The organism is Streptomyces flavusporus, assembly GCF_046267975.1.
GTDB lineage: Bacteria > Actinomycetota > Actinomycetes > Streptomycetales > Streptomycetaceae > Streptomyces > Streptomyces flavusporus.
The window spans coordinates 1628546-1645418 of sequence record NZ_CP176503.1; the positions used below are offsets into that span (position 1 = coordinate 1628546).

Here is a 16873-nt window from a genome sequence, read left to right on the forward strand (position 1 = left end):
CCGGATGTCAGCCACGCAGTGCGTCGAGCCGGCGCCGCGCCGGCCCCAGGGCGCGTCCGCGGGTCGGCACGTCGGCCCAGGGGTTGGTGCGGGCCTGGTCGGCGGCGTCGGCGATGGTCCAGCGGCGTGGGCCGAAGTCCGGCTCGTCCAGCTGGTCCCAGGTGACCGGGACCGCCACGGGGGCGCCGGGCCGGGCGCGGACGGTGAAGGGGACGACGGCGGTCTGCGCGTAGGCGTTGCGCTGCACGTCGAGGTAGAGACGGTCGCCGCGGTCCTTCTTGCGGGCGGCGGTGGTGAGCCGGTCGGGGTGGGCGGTGGCGAGGGTGTCGGCGACGTCCCGGGCGAACTCGCGTACCTCGTCGAAGCCGTGGTGCCCGCCGACCGACACGATCACGTGCAGGCCACGCGAACCGGTCGTCATCAGGGCGGAGGGCAGCTTCAGTTCGTCGAGCAGCTCGCCGAGCAGCCGGGCCGCCTCGCGGACGGGCGCGAAGGAGTCGCCGGAGGGATCGAGGTCGAAGACCATCCGGTCCGGGCTCTCCAGGCGTCCGGTGCGCGACAGCCAGCGGTGCAGGGTGATGCAGGCCTGGTCGGCGATGTGGACGAGGGTGGCGGTGTCGTCGCAGACGGTGTGACAGACGGTGCCGCCCTCCTTGGGCACCTCGACGCGGGTGATCCAGTCCGGGAAGGTGTCCGGCGTGTTCTTCTGCATGAACTGCGGACCGTCCAGGCCGTCCGGATGCCGCTCCAGCATCAACGGCCGGCCGCGCAACTGCGGCAGCATGAACGGGGCGACGGCGCGGTAGTAGTCGACGAGGTCGCTCTTGGTGTACTCCTTGGCGTCCCCGCCACCGGGGAAGAGCACCTTGTCCGGCCGGTGCACCTCGACCGTGCGCCGGCCGGCCCGCACGGTCCGTACGTCGTCGCCGCTCACCGCACGACCGCCTGTTCCACAAGGAGTTGGACGGCGGCGACGATGGACTCGGCGTCGATGCCCGCCGCATGCAGCTGCTCGTCGGGGGCCGCCGAGCCCGGCATGGTCCGCACCGCGAGACGCACCAGACGCGGCATGGGGCGCCCGTCGAGGAAGGGGTCGAGGGCCGCGTCCCCGAGGCCGCCCGCCTCGTGGTGGTCCTCCACGGTCAGCAGACAGCCGGTGTCCTCGGCGGCCTGCCGCAGGGTGAGCCGGTCGACGGGCTTGACCGAGTACAGGTCGATCACCCGGACCTGGATGCCCGCCCGGTCGAGGGCGTCCGCGGCGGCCAGCGCCTCGGGCACGGTCACGCCCGCCGCGACAAGGGTCAGCCGGTCCCGGTCGGAGGAGCGCAGCACCTTGCTGCCGCCGATCGGGAACTCCTCGTCGGGCCCGTAGAGCACGGCGCTCTTGCCGCGCGAGGTGCGCAGATAGCGGATGCCGTCGAGGTCCGCCATGGCGGCGACCAGCCGGGCGGTCTGGTTGGCGTCGCACGGGTACAGAACGGTCGAGCCGTGCACCGCCCGGAACATCGCCAGGTCCTCCAGGCCCATCTGCGAAGGCCCGTCCTGCCCGATCGCGACCCCCGCGTGCGAGCCGACCAGGTTGATACCGGCGCCGCTGATCGACGCCATGCGCACGAAATCGTACGCGCGCGTCAGGAACGCGGCGAACGTCGAGGCGTACGGCACCCAGCCGCGCGTCGACAGGCCCACCGCGGCGGCGACCAGCTGCTGCTCGGCGATGTAGCACTCGAAGAAGCGCTCGGGGTGTTCCTTGGCGAAGTACTCGGCGCGGGTGGAGTCGCTCACCTCGCCGTCGAGGGCGACGATCTCGCCGCGTCCGGTGCCGAGGGCGGCGAGCGCCTTGCCGTAGGCGTCCCTGGTCGCGACCTCCTCGCCCTTGTCGAAGCGGGGCAGCTCGACCTGCCCGTCGCGCACGGCGTGCAGCAGGCGGGCGCTGTGCGGTTCGTGCACATGGACGCGCAGGTCGCGGGGGCCGCCGAGTTCGGCGATGGCCTCCTCGGGGCCGGGCAGCGGCTTGCCGTGCAGGCCCTCGCGGTCCTGGACGGCGCCGACGCCCTTGCCCTTCAGAGTACGGGCGAGGACGGCGGTGGGCTGTCCCTTGGTCGAGATCGCCTCCCCGTACGCGCGGTCGATCGCGTCGACGTCGTGCCCGTCGACCTCGACGGTGTGCCAGCCGAAGGCCTCCAGACGGCGGGCGTAGGCGTCGAGGTCGTGGCCGTGCCGGGTGGGGCCGCGCTGGCCGAGCCGGTTGACGTCGATGATCGCGGTGAGGTTGTCGAGATGTTCGTACGAGGCGTGCTCGGCGGCCTCCCACACGGCGCCCTCGGCGAGCTCGCTGTCACCGCACAGCACCCACACGCGGTAATCGGTGCGGTCGAGCCGCTTGCCGGCCAGGGCGATGCCGACACCGACCGGCAGTCCCTGCCCGAGCGATCCGGTGGCCGTCTCCACCCACGGCAGCCGCTGCGGCGTGGGGTGCCCTTCGAGGCGGCTGCCCAGCTTGCGGAAGGTGAGCAGTTCGGCGTCGTCGACCACGCCGGCCGCCTTGTAGGCGGAGTACAGCAGGGGCGAGGCGTGTCCCTTGGAGAGGATGAAACGGTCGTTGCCCGGGTGGTCGGGGCGGTCGAAGTCGTAGCGCAGGTGGTTGGCCAGGAGCACGGCCATCAGATCGGCGGCGGACATCGAGGAGGTGGGGTGCCCGGAGCCTGCGGCAGCGGAGCACCGCACACTGTCCACACGCAACTGCTGCGCCAGCTCGACGAGTTCGGGGGTGTTCATCGGTCTCCTTCGGCGGGGATGTCGGTGCGCTTGACGGGACCGGGTGAGGGGTGTCCCTCGCCGGGGGCGGGGGGTGGTTGCTTCTTGGCGGGCTCTTCGCCCGGCTGGTTCTTCGCCGGCTCCCCGCCCGGCTGGTTCTTCGCCGGCTCCCCGCCCGGCTGGTTCTTCGCGGGTTCCTGGCCCAGCTGACTCTTCGCCGGTTCCGGGCCCGGCTGACTCTTCGCGGACTCGGAGCCGGGCCGGCTCTCCGCAGGCTCCGGTCCCGGCTGCCTCTCCGCAGCCCCCGCACCACCGTCCCCCACGCCGGCCGCGCCAACCCCCGCGTCCGCCTCCCCCCGGCCCGGCACCCGGGCCAGCTCAGGCGAAGCCGTGTCCAGCGGTACCGACCAGGACCGTACGAGCCCCAACTGGACCGCCTGGCGCGGCAGTACCGCGTCCAGGAGCCAGTCGGCGGCGACCCGCACCCGGTTGCCGGGCATCGCGGCGAGATGGTAGCCGCGGGTGACCGCGCCCGCGACGGGCCCGGACAGCGGCACGCCGAACGGGTTGGCCGCCGCCTGCGCGCCGCCCAGGTCCACGACGAACCCCAGGTCCCGGTGGCGGTAGGCCCGCGGCTCCCCCGCCCCGAAGGACGCGGCGATGTTGTGCGCGCAGACCTTGCCGTGCCGCCAGGCGTGCTGCGCGGTCATCGGCGTGTACTGCCCCGGTCGGTCGAGGTCGGGCACGGCGGCCGCGTCCCCGCACGCGAACACCTCCGGCCGGCCCGGCACCTGGAGGTTGGGGTCGACGAGCAGCCGCCCGCGCTCCATGGGCAGGTCGAGGGAGTCGACGAGCGGATCGGGCCGTACGCCCACGCACCACACCAGCGTGCGGGTGTCGACGAACTCGCCGTCGGTCAGCAGGACTCCCCCGTGCATGGCCTCTTTCACGGAGGTCCCCATCCGCACGTCGACACCCCGCTGCCGCAGCACGCGGTTGGCGGTGCGGGAGAGCCGTTCGTCCAGCTCGGGCAGGACGCGCGGTGCGATGTCCAGCAGCATCCAGCGTGGCCGCATGCCCTCCCGCAGGGGATGCTTGCGGACCTGCGCGTCGGTGAACATCTGCCCGTGCGCGGCGACCTCGGTACCGGTGTAACCGGCGCCGACCACGACGAAGGTGCACCGCGCCGCACAGCTCTTGGGGTCGTCGGCGGCAGCCGCCAGTTCCACCTGCCGGGTCACGTGGTCGCGCAGATAGAGCGCCTCGGGCAGCCCGCGGAAGCCGTGCGCGTGCTCGGCGACGCCGGGAATGGGCAGCAGCTTGTTGACGCTGCCGGCGGCGAGCACCAGCCGGTCGTACTGGAGGGTGCCGCCACCGCCCTCGGGGTCGGAGTAGTGCACGGTGCGCGCGTCGAGGTCGATGCCGTCGGCCTCGCCGAGCACGGGCCGCACCCGGGGCAGGGTGCCGGAGAGGGAGACGGTGACCCGGCGCGGCTCCAGGATCCCGGCGGCCACCTGGGGCAGCAGGGGCAGATACAGAAAGTAGTCGGTCGGGTTGAGCAGGGTGATGTCGGCCTTGTCCCGGGCCAGCCGCGACAGCTCGCGGGCGGTCCGGTAGCCGGCGAAACCGGCACCGACGATCACGATGCGGGGTCGACTCACGTTCGCCTCCGGTGGGGGTCCCCCACGCCCTCGAGGCAGAGGGGGTGTGGCTCGTACGAGGTTTTCCACGTCCCCCTGGCCCCGGCACCCAAACGCGCCAGGCCCCTGGTCCGGCCCCCACCCCCACCCGCGTTTCGCGCCGGGGCGGGCGGATACCCGGCCGGTGACCTGCCCGACCGCTCCTTCGTGGAGGCGCCCCCCCATGCCCCAGTACGGCTACTTCCTCTCCTGCGAGGAGTTCGGCCCCGCGGATCTCGTCGAACAGGCGAGGATGGCGGAGCAGGCCGGATTCGAGACGCTGTGGATCTCGGACCACTACCACCCCTGGAACGACGCCCAGGGCCAGAGCCCCTTCGTGTGGTCGGTGATCGGCGCGATCTCCCAGGTGGTGTCCCTGCCGATCGAGACCGCGGTCACCTGCCCGACGGTCCGGATCCATCCGGCGGTGGTGGCCCAGGCCGCCGCGACCAGCGCGGTGATGACGAACGGTTTCCGCCTCGGCGTCGGCACGGGCGAGGCACTGAACGAGCACGTCGTCGGCCACACCTGGCCGCCCGCGAGCGTCCGTATGGACATGCTGGAGGAGGCGATCCTCGTCATGCGCAAGCTGTTCTCCGGCGAGAAGATCAGCCACTACGGCACGCACTACAAGGTCGAGAACGCCCGCCTGTACACCGTCCCCGCCGAGCCCGTCCCGATCGACATCTCCGGCTTCGGCCCCAAGGCGACGGCCCTGGCGGCACGCGTCGGCGACGGCTACATCACGATGACGCCCGAGGCGTCGATGGTGGAGCAGTTCCGCAGGGGCGGCGGGGGCGCGAAGCTCGTGAGCGGCGGGACGAAGGTCTGCTACGGCACCGACCGCGACGAGGCCGTCCGCACGGTCCGCCGGCTGTGGTCGAACCAGCTGCTGCCCGGTGAGATGGGCCAGGTCCTGCCCTCACCGCGCCACTTCGAGCAGCTGGAGCCGCTGATCACCGAGGACATGGTGCGCGACAACACGGTCTGCGGCGACGACGTCGACCAGCACGTCGCCACGCTGAACGCGTTCGCCGAGGCGGGCTTCGACCGGATCTACGTCAACCAGATCGGCCCCGAACAGCGTGCCTTCTTCGACTTCTACCGCACGAAGGTGCTGCCCCAGCTCCAGCAGAGTCACTGATCTCGTGAGGGCCCGATGAAGCTGCATCGCCCCGCCGTGTCGGTGTACACGGTGCCCACGGACGCCCCCGAGGCGGACGGCACGCTGGACTGGGACACCACGACCGTGGTGCTCACCGAGGTGACCGCGGGCGAGGCGACCGGCACGGGCTGGACGTACGGCCCGCCGGCGGTCGGCGACTTCCTGCGCGACCAGCTCGCCCCGCTCGTCGAGGGCCGCACCGCCCTGGACATCCCGGCCACCCATCACGCCATGGTCCGGTCCGTGCGCAACGCGGGCCGCCCGGGCATCGCGTCCTGCGCGATCTCGGCCCTGGACATCGCCCTGTGGGACCTGAAGGCCCGGCTCCTGGAACTCCCGCTGGCCCGGCTGCTGGGCACGGTCCGGGAGCGGGTCCCCGTCTACGGCAGCGGCGGCTTCACGACGTACCACGACACCCATCTGGCCGCGCAGTTGAACGGCTGGGTGCACGGGCAGCACATCCCGCGCGTGAAGATGAAGATCGGCGAGAGCCGGGGCCGGGCGGTGGCCCGCGATGTGGCCAGGGTACGCACGGCCCGCCATGTCATCGGCGAGCAGGCCGAGTTGTACGTCGACGCCAACGGCGCCTACACCCGCAAACAGGCGGTGCGCGTCGGTCACGCGCTGGCCGAGCACGGGGTCGGCTGGTTCGAGGAACCGGTTCCCTCCGACGACCTGACGGGGCTGCGGCTGGTGCGTGACGCCCTGGTCTGCGACATCGCGGCGGGCGAGTACGGCTACGACCTGCCCTACTTCGCCCGCATGATCACGGCGGGCGCGGTCGACTGCCTGCAGATCGACGCAACCCTCCCCCACTGCCCTAAAGGCGTGGGGGCACCCCCACCGGCGGCATCACCGAGTTCCTGCGCGCGGCGGCCCTGGCCCAGGCGCACGGCCTGGAGGTCTCCGCCCACTGCGCCCCGCACGCCCACGCCGCCGTGGCGGCCGCGATCCCCAACCTGCGGCACATCGAGTGGTTCCACGACCACGTCCGGATCGAGTCGATGTTCTTCACCGGCGCCCTGGACCCCACGGGCGGCACCGTCCGCCCCACCGCGGGTACAGGCCACGGCCTCACGCTGCGGACCGACGACGTGGAGGAATACCGGGTCGCCTAACGGCGGGCGAGCCGGGTCAGTTTGCGTGCGGCCAGCACCCCGGCGCCGACGGTGAGTGCCTTCCCCACATGTCCACGGTTGCGGGAAACCCATTCCTGGGGACTGGCCGGAACGGACTCCGCGTCGAACCGTCCGTGCGCGCCGAAGTCCCGCCCGTGCGGACCGTCGGCCGGCACCCACAGGTTCCCCTGCCCGGGATGCTCGCCCGCGTCCCGCTGGGCGTCGAACGCGGTCCGGGCGAGGTACCGCTCCAGCAGCCCGGGAGCCACGGCGTTGGCGAGCAGCGTGGCCACCGTGGAGCCGCCCACCCAGTACTCCCGGCGCCGCCCGTGCCGCGCCGCGTGCACGATGGCCCGCGCCGCGACCTCCGGCTGATACACCGGCGCCACCGGCCGGGCCCGCCCCGGCACCCGGCTCAGCACCCAGTCGAACTGCGGCGTGTTGACGGCGGGCAGCTGCACCATCGTCGTCCGCACCCCGCTCCTCTCGTGCAACAGCTCGCACCGCAGTGACTCGTTGAATCCCTGGATCGCGTGCTTGGCGCCGCAGTAGGCGGACTGCAGCGGAATCCCCCGGTACGCGAGCGCCGAACCGACCTGCACGATCGTGCCCCGGTCCCGCGGCAGCATGTGCCGCAGCGCGGCCCGCGTACCGAACACACAGCCCAGGTACGTCACTTCGGTCACCCGCCGGAACTCGTCCGGGGTGATCTCCGTGAACGGCGCGAAGACCCCGGCGAAGGCGTTGTTGACCCAGACGTCGATCCGTCCGAAGACGTCCACGACCTGCTGGGCGGCGTCGTCGACGGCCTTGGCGTCGGCCATGTCGACGGTGACGACCAGCGCCTCACCTCCGGCGCGCTGTACGTCGTCCGCCGCCGCGGCGAGGCCCTCGCGGCCCCGGGCCAGCAGGGCGACCCGGTCGCCCCGGGCGGCGAAGGCGCGGGCGGTGGCCCGGCCCACGCCGCCGCTTGCCCCGGTCACCACGACGGTGCTGCGACGCCACGTGCGCACCGGTCGTCACGCCCGGTGGTGCGGGTTCTCGGGGTCGATCAGGTCCGGCCGCGGTACCGGGCCCGGGGCGGGCGTGCCCGGTTGCGGGGTGTCCGCCGTCGGCGCGCCGGTCGCCGAGGGGGCCTCGCCGGGCGCGACAGGCGGCATCGGCGGATACGGCGCGGCGCCGCCGGGGACACGCTCCGGGTGGCCGGCGGCCGGTTCGGTCATGTGTCGGTGTGTGGGCCGTGCCGCCCCGCGCAGCACGTAGGCGATGACACCAAGGATCGCCGCGGTGACCAGCGCAGCGGCCCAGTCCGGCAGGGCGATGGCGAGGGCCAGGCCCACGGCGAGGGCGAGGGCCGCTCCCGCGTAGAGGGCGACGGCTCCCGAAGCGCCGTACAGCATGGCGGTGCGGCGCTGCTTACGGGTCTGCTGCCGCAGTTCGTCACGGATCGTCTCACGCGCGACCTGCGCCAGTTCGTCGACCAGATGCTTGTCCAGATGCTCCAGATGATCCATGCGGTCCATGCCCGCCGGGTACCCGCGGCCCTGCCCGAGTAACGCCACGGACACTGGCCGGAGGAGCCGCAGATCAGGCTTGCGCAAAGGCGTCCACGACGACGTCGGCGAGCAGCGCGCCCGCCGTGCCCTCCGGGTCCAGGTCGGGGTCGTAGATGGTGACGTTGAGGCCGACGCAGTGCGGGGAGGCGAGCCAGGGCCGCAGCAGGGCGACGAGTTCGTCGGGGAGCAGTCCGTCCGGGTCGGGGCTGTCGACGGCGGGCATGACGGACGGGTCGAGGACGTCGGCGTCCAGGTGCACCCAGAACCCCTGGAGCTGCCCAGTCGCAAAGGCCTCGGCGGTGACGCGGGCCAGGGCGTCGGCGCCCCACTCCCGGATGTCGCCGACCGTGACGACCGGGATCTTCAGGCCGGCGAGTTCTGCCGTGTCCTCGTCGAAATAGTCGCGGATGCCGAAGAGCCGCACGTCCGCGTCCCGCAGATACGGCTTCAGCCCCTCCAGGTTCGTCAGGTCCTCCTGCCCGCGCCCGGTGGCGAGCGCGAGCTCCTCGCCGCCCGCCGCGCCGACGTGGTCGGAGTTGCCCGGGTGGCGGAAGTCGTGCGAGGCGTCCACGGCCGCCAGTCCGTACCGCCCGATGCGGCGCAACGCGAGCGAGGCACCGAGCTGGATGGAGCAGTCGCCGCCGAGCACGAGGGGGAAGTCCCCGGCGCGTACATGGTGCTCGATCCGGTCGGCCAGTCTGCAGGTGTACGAGGCGATGGCGGCCGCGTTGAAGACGCCGTCGCCCTCCTGCCAGTCCCCGCGGTCGTAGCGCGGCGGCACGACGACACCGCCCTCCAGGGCGTTCAGCCGCTGCAGTATCCGCTGCTCACGCAGGGCCCCGGCGAGCTTGTGGCAGCCGGGGACGGTACCGGGGGCGGGCGGGCGCAGGCCCAGGTTGGAGGGGGCGTCGATCACGACGATATTCCGCATGCGCCGCATCCTCCCCGACGTGGAGTCGAGCTTTCAACGGCAAACGATGAAGATCAACTACAGGCCCGCATCTCGGCGGTGAGCGCCCAGCGTTCGTGGTCCCGCCAGGCGCCGTCGATGTAGAGCATGTGCGGCGAGAAGCCCTCCAGGCGGAATCCGCAGGCGCGGGCGAGGGCGATCGAGGCGGCGTTGCCGGGCTGCACGTTGATCTCCAGCCGGTGCAGTCGCATGGGCCCGAACGCATGGTCCACGACCAGGTTCAGCCCCTCGCGCATCAGCCCGCGCCCGGCGGCGTGCGCGAAGGCGCCGTATCCCAGCGCCCCGCTCTGGAAGGCGCCGCCGACGATGTTGTTGATGTTGATGTAGCCGGCCAGGGCGTGCGTGACCCGGTCACAGACCAGGAACCCCGCTTTCGTCGGGTCCTCGATCAGCCGGCCGGCATAGCGGGCGTACGCCTCGGCGGTGTCCGGCGGGAAGAGCCACGGATGGTGCAGCGCCTTGCTCTCCCGGACACGCGCGGTGAACTCGGCGCCGTCCTCGTGGGTGAAGTGGCGTATGCCCACGCGGGGACCTTCGGCGAGGTAGCGGGACGCGGAGTGTGGCACGCCGCCACCCTACGACGGCTCCCTCCGAGCGGGCTCACTCAGACACCACGGGCAACTCCAGCACCCCCGTGTCCCCCGGCGCGCTGACCACGGTCACGGGCTTGATCCCCCGGTTGCCGAGGTACGCGTCGTCGCTCGCCGCGATCACGAACCGCAGCCGGTGGCCCTTCTCGTACCGGTGGACGATGCCCGGCAGGGTCACGGTGAACGGCTTGGTCACGTCCGGCACGCGGACCGGCGCGACCAGCCGGTGGACCAGTGTCTGCTTGCCGTCGGGCGCGACGTCGTACAGCTTGGCGAACAGGACGAGCTTGTCCGCGGCGTCACCCGAGTGCTGGGTGCGCTCCGCCTTCGGCGAGACCACCCTCAGCGTGGCCCGGGGCGCGCCCACGACGTCCACGGCCCGCCCGAGCGGCTCGCTGGTCCAGCCCAGATAGGTGCCCTTGGTGTCGTACGGCGCCGGGTCCGGCAGCCCGGCGAGCCCGGCCACTGAGCTCTCCGAATGGCTCGTGGGTTTCAGCCAGTTGGTGTACGAGCGGCTTCCGCGCGCCACCTTCCTGCGGTTGTCGACGAGTTTGCCGTCGCCGGAGAGGTAGAGCTGCTGGCCGGGTGCGGGGAGCCGGTCGGCCGTGGCGTAGGTGCGGTGCGGGTCCGTGATCCAGTCCCGGTAGTACGCGAAGGACGGTCCGGTGTCGACCTTCTTCTTGTGCAGATAGCGGTCGAACCAGGAGAGGATCCGCTTGCCCACGTAGCTGCCTTCCAGGTTGCCCTGGACGAGATTGAGTTCGCCGGTCGCCGGGTCGGTGAGGCCGCCGCTGTGCCCCCAGGACTGCCAGATCATCTTCACCGGCGTGCCGTGCGCCTTGAGCGTCTTGTACGTGGCGGTCGCCTCGTTGAGGTTGAACAGGGTGTCGGCCTGCCCCTGGACCAGCAGGGTGGGCGCCTTGACCCGGTGCAGATAGGACACCGGGGAGACGCTGCGGGCGTAGTCGAGCAGTCCGGCGGTCCGGTCGGCCGGATAGCGGCCGGAGTTGAGGGTGCGGATGGTGTCGCAGGCCCTGCTGACGAAGTGCAGACAGGTGCGGGAGTTGATGCGGGACGGGTCGAGGCTCGGCCGGCTCACCGGCTGGCCCTCGCCGATGAGGTAGAAGCCGTTGGTCCACTGCCATTTGAAGGCGCCGGGCACGCCGCGGGCGCCGACGGCGTTGTTCGGGTCGAGCGAGTACACGAGGTCGTTCCAGGTGATCATGGGCACGAGGGCGTCGACGCGGTGGTCGACGGAGGCCGTGGCCAGCTGGATCGCCCCGCCGTAGGAACCGCCGATCATGCCGACGCGCGGGTCGCCCGGACGGTCGAGGGTGACGTAGTCGACGCTGGTGCCGTCGTCGGCGGCCCGTTTGCCGGCCAGGAAGTCCAGCAGCTGCGCGGCGGCCCGGCCGTCGATGGCCGGGTCGTCGAGCGAGATGAGGCAGCCCGATCTGCCGAAGCCGAGCCCGGAGTAGACGAGCCCGACGTAGCCGCGCTGGGCGAAGGCCTTGCCGATGGCGTCCGTGGAGCCGTCGTTCTTGCTGCCGCCGAAGCCGTTGGTGGCCAGCACGGCGGGAGCGGGGCGGGCACTGTTCACGCCCGCGGGCCGGTAGAGGTCGGCGTCGATCGTGCAGGTGCGGCCGCCCGCCTTGACGGTGAACTTCAGGGCGCTGACGGTGTACTGGCCGGTCGCGGCGGCGGGAGCGGTGAGTGCGAGGGGTGCGGTGAGCGCAGCGCCCAGCGCGGCGGCGAGAACGGCACGGGACCTGGACGCACGTCGGGACACACAGACCTCCACACTGAGGGCAACCGGAGAACCTGGGGAACGAGGACAACCGGACAACACGAATACCGACCAGTAGGTGCAGGCCGGTAATCATGTTGTGACACGTGTCAGGACGGGTCAATCACCGTGATCGGAGTTTCCTGACGGAATTTCAGTTCCGCTGCTCAGCGCAGAGCGGGCTCGTCCAGCGTCAAGGTGCCCGTGTCCGCGTCCAGCTCGGCCGCAACCCCGAACGGAATCGTCAACGCCCCGTCGCAGTGCCCGAATCCGAACTCCTCGACCACGGGAACCCCGAGCCCGCCGAGCCGGTCGACGAGCAGGGCGCGCACCCGGTCGTAGGCATCGCATCGCTCCCACGACCCGAGCAGCACCCCACACACCCCGTCGAGCCAGCCGGCCCGGAGCAGTTGGGTGAGGTAGCGGTCCAGACGGTACGTCTCCTCCCCCACGTCCTCCAGACAGAGCAGCCCGCCGCGCGCGGAGTGACGGGCGTGCGAAGTGCCCAGTTCCGCGGCGAGCAGGCAGAGGCATCCGCCCAGGACGACACCCCGCGCCCGGCCGGGAACCAGGGCCGTACCGCCGGAGGCGATCGTGCGGACCGTCTCCGGCGCGAACAGCGTGGCCTTGAGGTGCTCCTGCGCCCGCGCGTTCTTGATGAAGTCGACGCCCGCCGCCATCGGCCCGTGCAGCGTGACCAGGCCCAGCCGCACGGCGAACGCCTCGTGCAGCGCCGTGATGTCGCTGAAGCCGACGAGCAGCTTCGGCCCGGCCGCCCGCAGCGCCTCCCAGTCCAGCAGGTCGACCATCCGCTGCACCCCGTACCCGCCGCGGGCGCACAGCACGGCGTCCACGGACGGATCGCACCAGGCCGCCTGGAAGTCGGCGGCCCGGTCGGCGTCCGTGCCCGCCAGGTAGTCGAACGTCCCGTGCCGGTCCAGCACATGGGGCGCCGTCACCGGGTCGAGGTCCCAGCCGCGCAGCACGTCGAGTCCGGCCTGCAGCCGCTGCTCCGGCACCGGTCCGCTGGGGGCGACGACGGCCACACGGGCGCCGGGGGCGAGCCGGGCCGGACGCAGGAGTTCCTTCACTTGGCCAGCTCCAACGTGGGAACGCCGCGCGGGTTCAGCCCGAACACCTGGGCGTACAGGGACAGTTCGGCCTCCAGGGCGCGGATCATCGTGTCGGCCCGCCGGAACCCGTGTCCCTCCCCCTCGAAGGCGATGTATGCGTGCGGCACCCGTCCGCCCTCCATGCGGGCCAGGAACCGCTCGCTCTGCGCGGGCGGGCAGATCACGTCGTCCAGGCCCTGGAGCAGCAGGAAGGGCGCGGTGATGCGGTCGGCGTGCTCGGCGGGCGAGCGTTCCACGTACCGTCCGGGCACCTCGGCGAGCGGCCCGACCAGGCTCTCCAGGTACTGCGACTCGAAGTCGTGGGTCTCCCCCGTGCCCCAGCCGGTGAGGTCGAGGATCGGGTAGATGATCGTGCCGCAGGCGTAGACGTCGGTCGTGGCGAGGGACACCGCCGCGGTCCAGCCGCCCGCGCTGCCGCCACGCACCGCGAGCCGGTCACGGTCGGCGGTGCCCTCGTCGGCCAGCGCGAGCGCAACAGCCGCGCAGTCCTCCACATCGACGACACCCCACTGCTCACGCAGCCGGTCCCGGTAGGCGCGGCCGTACCCGGTGGACCCGCCGTAGTTGACCTCGGCGACGCCGATGCCGCGGGAGGTGAAGTAGGCGATGGCCAGGTCGAGGACGAGCGGTGCGCGTCCGGTGGGGCCGCCGTGCGCCCAGACCACGTACGGCGGCAGCTCGGCGCCGGACGCGATGCAGCCGGGGTTGTGCGGCGGGTAGACATGCGCGTGGATCTCGCGTCCGGCGGGGCCGGTGAAGGTGCGGATCTGCGGTTCGGGGTAGTACGCCGGGTCCACGGCGTCGTCGTGCTCGGCGCCGATCACCCGGGCCCGGCCGGTCCGGGCGTCCAGCTCCACCACCTCATAGGCGCTGCGCGGGCTGGCCCCGACGCCGACGATCCGCTCGCCGTGCACCGCGAGGGTGGGCGCGAACTCGGTCCAGGGGCCGGCCGCGTCGACGACCTCGCCGGTCTCGGGGTCCAGTATCCCGAGGGCGGTCGCGCCGCGCCCGTGCACGACGGCGATGAGCCCGCTGTCCAGCGGGGCGAACCAGCGGTGCCCGAGCTTCCACAGCGGTCCGCCGAACTCCTCCTCGCGCGGGCACAGCGGTTCACCGTCGCGGTAGATGTTCCACCAGCCGGTGTGGTCGCTGCTGTACAGCAGGGAGCCGTCGGTCGCGAAGTCGACCTGGGCGATCGACTCCTGAGGGCCGCCGGCGACCGTGCGGGGCGCGAGGAGCGTCCCGTCGGATCCGACCTCGGCGAGCACCAGCTCCGTGCCGTCCCACGGCATGCGCGGATGGTCCCAGGCCAGCCAGGCCGCGTGCCGTCCGTCGGGCGAGAGGCGGGGACCGGTGACGAAACGGTGCCGGTCGTCGGTGAGTTCCCGCACGGCGTCCCGGTCCTCGGCGGCGGAGCCGTCCAGCGGCACCGCGGCCAGCACGCGCCGCACGTCGGTGGGTCCGTCACCGGTGAACTCCTCCAGCACGCACCACACCTCACCGCGCTCCGGCCGCAGCTGCGGATCGGCCCAGCGCAGCCCGCCGCCCACCGGGGACACGGGCGTCAACGGGCGCGGCTCGCTCCCCGGCTCGTAGCGGTACAGCCGCTGGTCGGCGAAGTGCACGAACACCACCAGCGGCCGGCCGTCGACGAGGTCTCCGGCCCAGGGCTGTCCGCCGTACTCGATGACCCGGCTGCGCACGTTCCACGGAGCGGGCAGCACGGACTCCTCCACGCCGTCGGCATGCCTGCGCACCAGTGTGCGCCGGCCCCCCTCGGCGGGCCGCGGCTCGGTCCACCAGGCCTCGTCACCGACGAAGCCCACGTACTCGGGATGGCCGTCGTGCGCGGCGGCGAGCGCCGCGTCGATCGGCGAGGGCCAGGAACCGTACGCCATGGTCTGCACGTTCTCCCCCATGCTCTAGGCGCTCCGCAGGAACCGGTCGAGGACGCGGACGCCGAAGTGCAGCGCCTCGACCGGGACGCGCTCGTCGACCCCGTGGAAGAGGGCCTGGTAGTCGAAGCCCTCCGGGAGCTTCAGCGGCGCGAAGCCGTAGCCGGTGATGCCGAGCTGCGAGAACTGCTTGGCGTCGGTGCCTCCCGACATGCAGTACGGCACCACATGCCCCTCGGGCGCGAACTCCTCGACGGCGGCCCGCATCTTCGCGTACGTCGTCGAGTCCACGGGCGCCTGCAGGGCCACCGTGCGGTGCTCGTACTCCCAGTCCACGTCCGGCCCGGTCAGCAGGTCGAGGGTGGTGCGGAACTCGTCCTCGCCGCCCGGCAGGAAGCGTCCGTCGACATACGCGACGGCCTCGCCCGGAATGACGTTGATCTTGTAGCCGGCGGTCAGCATGGTCGGGTTGGCGCTGCTGCGGACGGTGTGCTCGACGAGCTTTCCGGCCGGGCCGAGCTTGTCCAGGAGCGCGTCGACATCGGAGAGGTCCGTGTCGATGCCGTACAGCGCGGCGAGTTCGGTGAGGGCCGCGCGCACGGTCGGGGTCAGCCTGAGCGGCCACTCGTGCGCGCCGATCCGGGCGATCGCGGCGGCCAGCCGGGTCACCGCGTTCTCGCGGTTCACCTTGGAGCCGTGTCCGGCGCGCCCGCGCGCGGTGAGCTTCAGCCAGCCCGTGCCGCGCTCACCGGCGGCGATCGGATAGATCTCCCGGCCGCTGCCGTCGTGGAAGGTGAACGCCCCGGACTCGCTGATGCCCTCCGTGCACCCCTCGAACAGCTCGGCGTGCCGCGTGGCGAGGAACTCGGCACCGTCCTCGGCGCTGGCCTCCTCGTCCGCGGTGAACGCGATCACGATGTCCCGCCGGGGCCGTAGACCCTCCCGGGCCCAGGCCCGGACGACGGCGAGGATCATCGCGTCCATGTTCTTCATGTCGACCGCGCCCCGCCCCCAGACGACCCCATCCCGGATCTCCCCGGAGAACGGGTGCACGCTCCAGTCGGCGGCTTCGGCGGGTACGACGTCCAGGTGCCCGTGGACGAGCAGCGCGTCCGCCGAGGGGTCGGTGCCCTCGATGCGGGCGACGACGTTGGTCCGCCCCTCGGTGCGCTCCAGCAGCACGGGCTCCAGTCCCGTCTCCGCGAGCCGCGCCGCCGCGTACTCGGCGGCCGGCCGTTCCCGGCAGTCGCCGCCGCCCCGGTTGGTGGTGTCGATACGGATCAGGTCGGAGGTGAACTCGACGACCTCGTCCAGGGCCCGCTGGTCAGCCATACTGCTCCTCCACGGCGGCCGAGACGAGAGTGGTGACCGCCTTGAAGGTACGGATGCCCTCGTACATGGTCTCGCTGGTGTACGCCACTTTCCGTTCCCCGCTCCGGTCCACGCCCGGCACGACGGTCGCGGCCATGGCCAGATGTTCGGCGTCGAACTCGACCGCCACGGTGTACGGGCCGCCCCTGACCGGCTCATGACGCACCGCCAGGGCGGCCGCCTCCTTCGCCGCGGCCCGGATGTCGGCGGCGGTCCTGGCCGGCGTACGGCACACCGCCGCATATCGCGACACATGGTCCTTCACAGCGACCTTCAACGCCTCGGGCGCATACCCGAGCGCGTCCTCGCAGGCCACGTCGTCCCCCGTCACGAGGATCACCGGTACCCCGTACTCGGCGACGACATGCGCGTTCAGCAGTCCCTCACTCGCGCGGACGTCGTTCAGCCACACCCCGGTGATCGAGTTCGCGAGGTAGGTGTGTGCGAGCACGCCCTCCGCTCCGGCGCCGGCGTGGTAGCCGACGAACGCGATACCGTCCACGTCGCCGTGCTGCACGCCCTCGACCATGGACAGCGACTTGTGCCGTCCGGTGAGCATTTCGACCCGTTCGTCCAGGCGCTCCAACAGCAGGTTCCGCATGGTCCAGTGCGCCTCGTTGACGACGACCGCGTCGGCACCTCCGTCGTAGAAGCCGAGCACCGCGGCGTTGACGTCCGACGTGAACATCGAACGACACCGCTCCCACTGCGGTGTCCCCGGCAACACGTCGGCCGGCCAGGTGACACCGGTGGCGCCCTCCATGTCGGCGCTGATGAGGATCTTCATGGTGCGTCACGTTACGCGGAGAATCAGCGCACGACCAGGAGGGGGCCCACCGGCGAAAAGCGGTCG

Annotated in this window: 13 protein-coding genes and 1 pseudogene; 2 read left to right on the forward strand and 12 right to left on the reverse strand. The window is 72.2% G+C overall.

Annotated features, from left to right (window positions below; all coding sequences use genetic code 11):
* Window positions 1–7: 7 nt before the first annotated feature.
* The 3 genes from ligD to ACKTSN_RS08020 are packed head-to-tail and all read right to left on the reverse strand — an operon-like array spanning window position 8 to window position 4418.
* A complete protein-coding gene (gene ligD / locus ACKTSN_RS08010; RefSeq protein ID WP_409468454.1) occupies window positions 8–934 on the reverse strand; it encodes a non-homologous end-joining DNA ligase in 927 nt (308 codons plus the stop codon).
* A complete protein-coding gene (locus ACKTSN_RS08015; RefSeq protein ID WP_409468455.1) occupies window positions 931–2778 on the reverse strand; it encodes a transketolase in 1848 nt (615 codons plus the stop codon). The genes ligD and ACKTSN_RS08015 overlap by 4 nt, the downstream gene beginning before the upstream one ends.
* Window positions 2775–4418 (reverse strand): NAD(P)/FAD-dependent oxidoreductase, encoded by a 1644-nt coding sequence (locus ACKTSN_RS08020; RefSeq protein WP_409468456.1) that lies wholly within the window; start codon window positions 4416–4418, stop codon window positions 2775–2777. The genes ACKTSN_RS08015 and ACKTSN_RS08020 overlap by 4 nt, the downstream gene beginning before the upstream one ends.
* 202 nt (window positions 4419–4620) lie before the next feature.
* Here ACKTSN_RS08020 and ACKTSN_RS08025 point away from each other — a divergent pair, with 202 nt between their 5' ends.
* Together ACKTSN_RS08025 and ACKTSN_RS08030 are read left to right on the forward strand one after the other, a co-directional pair.
* Entirely contained in the window at window positions 4621–5580 is a 960-nt protein-coding gene (locus tag ACKTSN_RS08025; RefSeq protein ID WP_409468457.1) for an LLM class F420-dependent oxidoreductase, read from the forward strand.
* A gap of 15 nt (window positions 5581–5595) precedes the next feature.
* Window positions 5596–6719: pseudogene (locus ACKTSN_RS08030) on the forward strand (enolase C-terminal domain-like protein).
* On the opposite strand, the gene ACKTSN_RS08035 reads toward ACKTSN_RS08030, so the two are convergent.
* The 9 genes from ACKTSN_RS08035 to ACKTSN_RS08075 form a co-directional block, all read right to left on the reverse strand.
* Window positions 6716–7705 carry an SDR family oxidoreductase gene (locus tag ACKTSN_RS08035; protein WP_409474771.1) on the reverse strand — a complete coding sequence of 330 codons (990 nt, stop codon included), beginning with the start codon at window positions 7703–7705 and terminating at the stop codon, window positions 6716–6718. The pseudogene ACKTSN_RS08030 and the gene ACKTSN_RS08035 overlap by 4 nt on opposite strands.
* Window positions 7706–7738: 33 nt before the next feature.
* Window positions 7739–8242 carry a phage holin family protein gene (locus tag ACKTSN_RS08040; protein ID WP_224736362.1) on the reverse strand — a complete coding sequence of 168 codons (504 nt, stop codon included), beginning with the start codon at window positions 8240–8242 and terminating at the stop codon, window positions 7739–7741.
* Window positions 8243–8306: 64 nt separating this feature from the next.
* Window positions 8307–9206 (reverse strand): arginase family protein, encoded by a 900-nt coding sequence (locus tag ACKTSN_RS08045; protein WP_409468458.1) that lies wholly within the window; start codon window positions 9204–9206, stop codon window positions 8307–8309.
* A gap of 53 nt (window positions 9207–9259) precedes the next feature.
* Window positions 9260–9811: a GNAT family N-acetyltransferase gene (locus ACKTSN_RS08050; RefSeq protein WP_409468459.1), complete on the reverse strand. Its 552-nt coding sequence runs from the start codon at window positions 9809–9811 to the stop codon at window positions 9260–9262.
* Window positions 9812–9845: 34 nt separating this feature from the next.
* A complete protein-coding gene (locus ACKTSN_RS08055) occupies window positions 9846–11624 on the reverse strand; it encodes a CocE/NonD family hydrolase (protein ID WP_409468460.1) in 1779 nt (592 codons plus the stop codon).
* A 164-nt stretch (window positions 11625–11788) separates the two neighbouring features.
* Entirely contained in the window at window positions 11789–12712 is a 924-nt protein-coding gene (locus ACKTSN_RS08060) for a S66 peptidase family protein (RefSeq protein WP_409468461.1), read from the reverse strand.
* A complete protein-coding gene (locus tag ACKTSN_RS08065; protein ID WP_409468462.1) occupies window positions 12709–14673 on the reverse strand; it encodes a S9 family peptidase in 1965 nt (654 codons plus the stop codon). Before ACKTSN_RS08065 ends, ACKTSN_RS08060 begins: the two co-directional genes overlap by 4 nt.
* Before the next feature lie 3 nt (window positions 14674–14676).
* Window positions 14677–15981: a M20/M25/M40 family metallo-hydrolase gene (locus tag ACKTSN_RS08070; RefSeq protein ID WP_409468463.1), complete on the reverse strand. Its 1305-nt coding sequence runs from the start codon at window positions 15979–15981 to the stop codon at window positions 14677–14679.
* Window positions 15974–16807, reverse strand: coding sequence for a M55 family metallopeptidase (locus ACKTSN_RS08075; RefSeq protein ID WP_409468464.1), 834 nt, complete (start codon window positions 16805–16807; stop codon window positions 15974–15976). The genes ACKTSN_RS08070 and ACKTSN_RS08075 overlap by 8 nt, the downstream gene beginning before the upstream one ends.
* Window positions 16808–16873: the final 66 nt, after the last annotated feature.

What these genes read in the sequence shown, in the direction of transcription:
- ACKTSN_RS08045 (WP_409468458.1), bottom strand. Translation starts at nt 9,206, where the DNA reads ATGCGGAATATCGTCGTGATCGACGCCCCCTCCAACCTGGGCCTGCGC.
- ACKTSN_RS08040 (WP_224736362.1), bottom strand. Translation starts at nt 8,242, where the DNA reads ATGGACCGCATGGATCATCTGGAGCATCTGGACAAGCATCTGGTCGAC.
- ACKTSN_RS08015 (WP_409468455.1), bottom strand. Translation starts at nt 2,778, where the DNA reads ATGAACACCCCCGAACTCGTCGAGCTGGCGCAGCAGTTGCGTGTGGAC.
- ACKTSN_RS08070 (WP_409468463.1), bottom strand. Translation starts at nt 15,981, where the DNA reads ATGGCTGACCAGCGGGCCCTGGACGAGGTCGTCGAGTTCACCTCCGAC.
- ACKTSN_RS08025 (WP_409468457.1), top strand. Translation starts at nt 4,621, where the DNA reads ATGCCCCAGTACGGCTACTTCCTCTCCTGCGAGGAGTTCGGCCCCGCG.
- ACKTSN_RS08075 (WP_409468464.1), bottom strand. Translation starts at nt 16,807, where the DNA reads ATGAAGATCCTCATCAGCGCCGACATGGAGGGCGCCACCGGTGTCACC.
- ACKTSN_RS08065 (WP_409468462.1), bottom strand. Translation starts at nt 14,673, where the DNA reads ATGGGGGAGAACGTGCAGACCATGGCGTACGGTTCCTGGCCCTCGCCG.